The sequence below is a fragment of the Lactococcus sp. UBA7128 genome, from assembly GCF_002492185.1.
In the GTDB taxonomy this organism is placed as follows: Bacteria; Bacillota; Bacilli; order Lactobacillales; family Streptococcaceae; genus Lactococcus; species Lactococcus muris.
In genome coordinates this window covers 22,404-28,403 of record NZ_DKXK01000007.1, presented here as the reverse complement: position 1 = coordinate 28,403, position 6,000 = coordinate 22,404, and the positions used below count along the sequence as shown (strand labels likewise).

6 protein-coding genes and 1 pseudogene are annotated in these 6,000 nt (G+C 36.7%); 5 read left to right on the top strand and 2 right to left on the bottom strand.

From position 1 onward, the window contains the following. A pseudogene (locus B4H39_RS01030) lies at positions 1-1,009 on the top strand (hypothetical protein); the annotation flags it as partial. Between the two features lie 133 nt (positions 1,010-1,142). Here the strand turns inward: B4H39_RS01030 and B4H39_RS01025 are convergent. Together B4H39_RS01025 and B4H39_RS01020 are read right to left on the bottom strand one after the other, a co-directional pair. Next, positions 1,143-1,463, bottom strand: a complete 321-nt coding sequence (locus tag B4H39_RS01025) for a DMT family transporter (RefSeq protein WP_251421286.1) — start codon at positions 1,461-1,463, stop codon at positions 1,143-1,145. 229 nt (positions 1,464-1,692) lie between these two features. Continuing rightward, a complete protein-coding gene (locus B4H39_RS01020) occupies positions 1,693-2,052 on the bottom strand; it encodes a DUF1304 domain-containing protein (protein WP_202231475.1) in 360 nt (119 codons plus the stop codon). A 566-nt stretch (positions 2,053-2,618) separates the two neighbouring features. Here B4H39_RS01020 and B4H39_RS01015 point away from each other — a divergent pair. The 4 genes from B4H39_RS01015 (at position 2,619) to B4H39_RS01005 (ending at position 5,769) form a co-directional block, all read left to right on the top strand. After that, entirely contained in the window at positions 2,619-3,008 is a 390-nt protein-coding gene (locus B4H39_RS01015) for a DUF1310 family protein (RefSeq protein WP_251421284.1), read from the top strand. Between the two features lie 10 nt (positions 3,009-3,018). Continuing rightward, complete coding sequence (locus B4H39_RS01010) at positions 3,019-4,299, top strand: hypothetical protein (RefSeq protein ID WP_251421282.1); 1,281 nt, start codon at positions 3,019-3,021, stop codon at positions 4,297-4,299. 191 nt (positions 4,300-4,490) lie between these two features. Further along, entirely contained in the window at positions 4,491-4,616 is a 126-nt protein-coding gene (locus tag B4H39_RS10265; protein ID WP_369918590.1) for a hypothetical protein, read from the top strand. A gap of 178 nt (positions 4,617-4,794) precedes the next feature. Then, complete coding sequence (locus B4H39_RS01005; protein WP_251421280.1) at positions 4,795-5,769, top strand: alpha/beta hydrolase; 975 nt, start codon at positions 4,795-4,797, stop codon at positions 5,767-5,769. Positions 5,770-6,000 lie beyond the last annotated feature (231 nt).

Here is a 6,000-nt window from a genome sequence, read left to right as displayed (position 1 = left end):
GAACTTGCAGCAACAGCGGGCACCGATGACACTGCAACAGTGGCAAACTATCCCCAATAACCAAAAAATCGGTGACTTCTGGGTTATCGACCATGAAACAGGCTGGGCCTACTGGGCGTCTCTACTAGAACCAGGTCAAGCGACTTCTTACTTGTTAGATGCGGCAGAAATGCTGGATGCCATTGAAGATACTGTCTTTAACGGTTCTTACTACTACGGTATCCATGTGGACAGTGAACTGATCAGTCCGGGTGAAGAGTTTACAGATGAAGCAGCTGCTTCGGGTAACTTGGCTGACCTGCTTGTAGGTATCCGCAACAATGCCATTGATGAGGACTGGGGTAACCCACCATCTACAGAGGATGCCCAACCGGATGAACTCAACTTTGGTGCCATGAATCCGGGCCGTATCTTTACGATGTCAGGGGAAGAATATCGGTATTTAGAAGACATGGACAATGGTAATCATATGATTATCAAGAATGACCCCATTCGTAATGTTTCTTGGGAGGAGCAGAATGATGAGCTGGTTTCTTGGTATGCGGGACTTGATGATGAGGTGAAGGCAATAGTTCGTCCTGTCAATGTTCCTGCACCAGAAAACGTCCCTAGTGTTGCGGATGGAGAAGTGGAGTGGAATCTCGACTATGGCTATGGCTTACGCTGGCTACCTTCTAACTTTAATGAGACAGCATTAGGCGCTGGAGTTAATGATGTGACGACCATTGTGAGCTCTGGTTCGGGTCGTGCCTTTTCCCTTTCTTTGGCAGATGTGGTGCGCTTATCAGGCCCTGGAAGAGGATTTCCTAATCCCGTAAGTCGTGCAGGGGCAGGGGGGAGTCACTGGTGGCTACGTACTCCTGGAGCGGGTGGAACTTTTCCTAATCCTGTCTGGATGATACATATGTCTGGCGGTTTACTGGGTATGTTTGGTTTCGATCATCAGCCAGAAGGTCATGATAATGGCGGAGTCCGACCAGCCTTAATTATTCACCAAATCCCAAGTTAATCTTCAAAAAGTTTAAAGGTATCTAGACTTAACCTCTCAACAAAGAGTTCCGAATTCCGGAACTCTTTGTCTACAACTTTCCTAATTTGAGGCATAACAGCCTAAGAAGTTTATCCGTTAAAGAAAAAACTTCTCAGTGTCCACTTGTAATTTTAATCCCAATAAGACCAACAATGAGCATGAGTATAAAAAACCATGTTAATGTGGGGAGTTTATCTTTGAAAAGAAGTACACCAACTAAGATACTTCCTACTGCTCCAATCCCCGTCCAAATGGGGTAAGCAATTCCTAAAGGTAACTTTTTCATCGCCAAGGTTAAAAAGCCAAAGCTGACCAACATACCAAGGGCGGTTAAAATATCATACTTTATGATAGAAAAACCTTGGCTTAACTTCATTGCTGTTGCCCAAATAACTTCAAATATTCCCGCAAGAAATAAGAAAATCCATGCCATATCATACCTCTTTCAAAAAATTAACTTGCTTCTAAGGAGCTTGAAGCAGTCGTGTTTTTACATTTTTATAAGTAAAAAAAGTCATGTCAACTCACCACAAGGCCTAAGGTGAGCTGGCATGACTCTGATAAGTACTGCTCCGGCGAGCAATACTTTAGTCCTATTTACTATAGTATCATTATTTCATATTTAGTTCAGGAGGTCAAGGTTTAAATTAAATATTATAAAATCATAGGAAAGTTGACAACAAAGCTAGGGCAGCTAGTCCTCCCTGAGTAAAGATGATTTTTTTATCGCTGCTTACACTTCCATAGGCTGCAACAAGTAGAATGTAGATTAAGATCATTCGACTAATCAATACAGGAGCTGAGGATAAAAAAGCACCATAAAGCAGACCAACAGCAATCAAACCATTATAGACGCCTTGATTTTTTAACAGGGTATTTACGCTGTCTCTTTTTAATTCCTCTTGACTTAAGTTGAATACCCTACTGGTTTGTTTTGAAGCTGTTGCCAATGTTTCTAGGTAGAGGATGTAAAAAAATTCCAGTGCAACAAGTATGATGAGTATTTGAGAATAAAGTGACATCATGCATTTCTCCTTTCGTTTAATATTGTACACTTTTTTATTTTTCCGTGCAGCAACGAGTGATTGAGGAGTTGGAAAAAGTTGGCGCATTGTTCTGAAAAGAATTGAAAGAAATCTCAGGGTACAAAAAGTTCGCAGTAAGTTTGTGGTGAACTTGAGGGATTTAGAGCACTTACTATCACTAATTTATGGTGGTGTTCGGTTAATTTCTGCTGTCTTTTAAGCATCATATAGGGTATAATGATAGTATGGAATGGAATAATAAATACTCACAGTAAATAAGAGGAAGAAAGATTTCAGAAGTACAGACTAACCAAAAAATTAACCAAGCAGTGAAAGAAGTATGTGTACGAATAAAATTTATAAAATAAAGGATTGCTGAACTTTAACTGTTTAGCAATTTTTTACTTTGTAGATTTTTTTATTAGTTTGTGCTGACTGTTTATTTGATTTTGAAATCTTTAAATTTATTGACAGTATAGAAAATAGAATGATAAAATAAGAGTGTGATAAAAAGAACAAACTTTTTGTCGCAATGTAATCTTCTATTTTGGAGAGGTATAGATATGAAAAAGAATGCCTTAGTGTCAATGGGTATTTTTCTTGCTGCAATTCTTCTTATTATTCTAAGTATTGGAGGGAAATTTTATATGGATCAGAAACAGTTTCATAATGAAATGGTGAACGTGGTGAAGAGTGATGAAGCTAAAAAGGAGATAGAGCGAGGACTGAAGAATCTAGATCCCAAGGCTTTAACACCAGAAGGGGTAATTAAATCATATGAGATTGATTTTGAAAGTATCGAGCATAATCCTATGGGAGGGATTATGTATAAGGTAATTGTAAATCAAGATAAAGAGTTAACATTAGATTTTGATATAGATAAACAGTCAGAGGGTTTGAAAAATGGTGGTGTAGTAATTTCAGAAAAATTAAGCGAACTTTTGGAGAAATGAGGAGAAAATTATGTCTAATTTTTCGGATGAAGAAAGAGTAAGTATAGCAAAACAAGAATATAAAAATCTAGAGCTTAACAAAAAAGTTTATGTTGATAATAATCGTATTAGTATTGGCTATGTCTCGGAAGTCATAAACAACCAAAAAACCGGCGAACAAACTTATATCATTACAGACGGTAACCCTAAAACTCAAAAACCAGAAGATGTTAAAAACGTAATTTTTCTTAACCAAGGTTCTACAGGTGTTGATAAAAGCCTTCAAAATCCTGACGAGGTAAAACGAGACTGGTGGGATAATAATAAACAAATTCTAGGAAATGTGATGGAGTCTTTTAAACATCCGCAAGCTGTACTTCCCCCAACAAGACAAATGAAGTCAACAGCTCAAACTCTAAATAGAGCAATGGATAAGTATCCTAATGCCATGTTTGATGCCTATGGTCACTCTCAAGCTTCAAGTAATATTCAGTATGCACTGGGTGCTTTAGACTCTCAAGAAAAAGTTGACAGAATCCACGGCGCCTTTGTTTACCAAGGCCCTAATACCTATTCAATGATGAGTCTGGGTCAACGAGCAAGAGTAGCGCAGCTCAAAAGCCGCATTTTTAACTTTGTAGATGAAAAAGATATTGTTCCCATTGGCTATAGAATTCTTGTTGGGCAAGTCAATCCCTTCCACGTGGGCACTTTAATCTTCGTTGATTCAAGTGAGGTAGATATAATGGCACAACATATGTGGGGCGGCTATCGCTTTACTAAAGGTGAATTGAAGGTTACTAAAGAATCTCTAGAACAATTTCGCAAGCTAAAACAATCCTATATTGAATATCAGATGGGTAGCCAGCTTAGAACTTTAGAGCAGTTGAGGAAAAAGTTTGCGGCCAGTGGTTCAGGCTTATCTTTGAATGAAAAAATATATCTAGATTCTGCCCAAGCTCTCTCCGTTGTGTCTATAGCCAGTATTGATTTTGATGTCTCTATGATGGACCTTGTGAAACTTTATCAAGATGGAATTAAAGAACAAGAGAAATTATGGGATGAAACAGTGCGGAAAGCACGAGAATTAGGAGATTCTCTTGAGGATTGGGAAGTTTATGAAGCGCTTGAAATGGGAGGATTTACCCATGAAAATATTGTGGACTTTCCTACACAAATCTACCAACATAAAATCAGTCAAGTGCAACAAATGAGTGAAAAGTTTAAAAGTCTTGAGCGTGAGATTAGGGCTAAAATATCAGAGGTGGTAGCTCGAGATCAAGAATTGGCGCAACAATTAAAGTCTTCATAGCCAAGTGATAGAGAAATAAAATTTATAAAATAAAGGATTGCTGATTTTTAGAAGCTTAGAGATTGAAAAGATTGATTTGATAATCGGAGCCCCCCTGTCAACTATTCAGCACAGTTTAGAAACGACAATATGGTAATAGAGCCAAAGTGTATTGAGAGTGTCGGAGAATATTAGCAATTATTCAGCCTAAAGTGTTTATTTTTGAGAATGATTTGGGCTTGTTGAGTATGAAAGATAATAATGACTTTCCTGTTATTAATAGTATATTGGATAGTTTTGAAAATTTTACAGATATAGATAAAAATATCGGGATTTAGGATACTCTGCAAAAAAGAAGTGCAAAATGCTACATCTATTAATATTCTATCTGATAAACTTTCCTTAATTTTTTTTTATTTTGCTTCTCTATGTTCTTCTCGCTTGACTTAGAGTTAGCTTTAAGTGTTACAATAAAGTTGTAACTACAAATTCTTTAGATATATTGGAGGAGAAAAGATGGGTAATGAAATAAAACTAACTTCAAATTGGGATAAAGTATTCCCACAAAGTGATAAAGTAAATCATAATAAAGTGACTTTCAAAAATCGTTTTGGGGTTGTCATTGCTGCAGACTTATATGAACCAAAAATAATCAAAGAAAAACTCCCAGCACTTGCAGTAAGTGGTCCATTTGGGGCAGTTAAAGAGCAGTCTTCTGGTTTATACGCTCAAGAGATGGCTGAAAGAGGATTTCTTACTTTAGCCTTTGATCCCTCATTCACAGGTGAAAGTGGTGGAAGGGTCAGGGATGTTGCCTCACCAGATATCAATACTGAGGATTTTCAAGCAGCAGTGGACTTTTTATGGAATCATGAAAAAGTTGACCCCAACAAGATTGGAATTATAGGTATTTGTGGTTGGGGAGGACTTGCACTAAATGCAGCTGCTATCGATACAAGAATTAAGGCAACTGTGGTATCTACTATGTATGATATGACGAGAATTGCCGCAAAAGGTTACTTTGATTCAGTAGATGAAAATCAGCGTTATGAATTAAAAGAGAATTTAAATTCTCAAAGAAATCTTGATTTTCAATCAAATACTTATGAACGAGCTGGTGGAGTTGTTGACCCAATACCTGAAGATGCAGTTGATTTTGTAAAAGATTATCATGATTACTATAAAACAGAAAGAGGCTATCATAAGCGTTCAGTCAATTCAAATAACGGTTGGGCCATAACCTCTTCTCTATCATATATGAATGGTAAACTTTTAGCATACAGTAGTGAAATAAGGAATGCTGTTTTAATCATACATGGTGAAAATGCTCATTCACGCTACTTTGGTGAAGATGCATTTAAAACTTTAAAGGGGGACAATAAGAAACTTATGATTATTCCTGAAGCTTCTCATACAGATTTATATGATCAAAAAAACATTATTCCGTTTGATGAATTGGAAAGTTTTTTTAATACGTATTTAGAAGTATAATGATTTTATGGTGCGGAGTAATAAATACTTACAGTAAATAAGGGGAAACAAGATTTCAGAAGTGTAGACTAACCAGCAGTAAAAGAAGTATGTGTACACATAAAATTTATAAAATAAAGGGTTGCTGAACTTTAATTGTTTAGCAATTTTTTACTTTGTAGGTTTTTATATGCGTTATTGGGGGGATTGGATTGTTCTTTTCTTATTTTGTGATATACTGAGTATAAAGAA

Excerpts from the sequence above, each read along its gene's own strand:
- B4H39_RS01025 (WP_251421286.1), bottom strand. The coding sequence starts at position 1,463 with ATGGCATGGATTTTCTTATTTCTTGCGGGAATATTTGAAGTTATTTGG.
- B4H39_RS01020 (WP_202231475.1), bottom strand. The coding sequence starts at position 2,052 with ATGTCACTTTATTCTCAAATACTCATCATACTTGTTGCACTGGAATTT.
- B4H39_RS01015 (WP_251421284.1), top strand. The coding sequence starts at position 2,619 with ATGAAAAAGAATGCCTTAGTGTCAATGGGTATTTTTCTTGCTGCAATT.
- B4H39_RS01010 (WP_251421282.1), top strand. The coding sequence starts at position 3,019 with ATGTCTAATTTTTCGGATGAAGAAAGAGTAAGTATAGCAAAACAAGAA.
- B4H39_RS01005 (WP_251421280.1), top strand. The coding sequence starts at position 4,795 with ATGGGTAATGAAATAAAACTAACTTCAAATTGGGATAAAGTATTCCCA.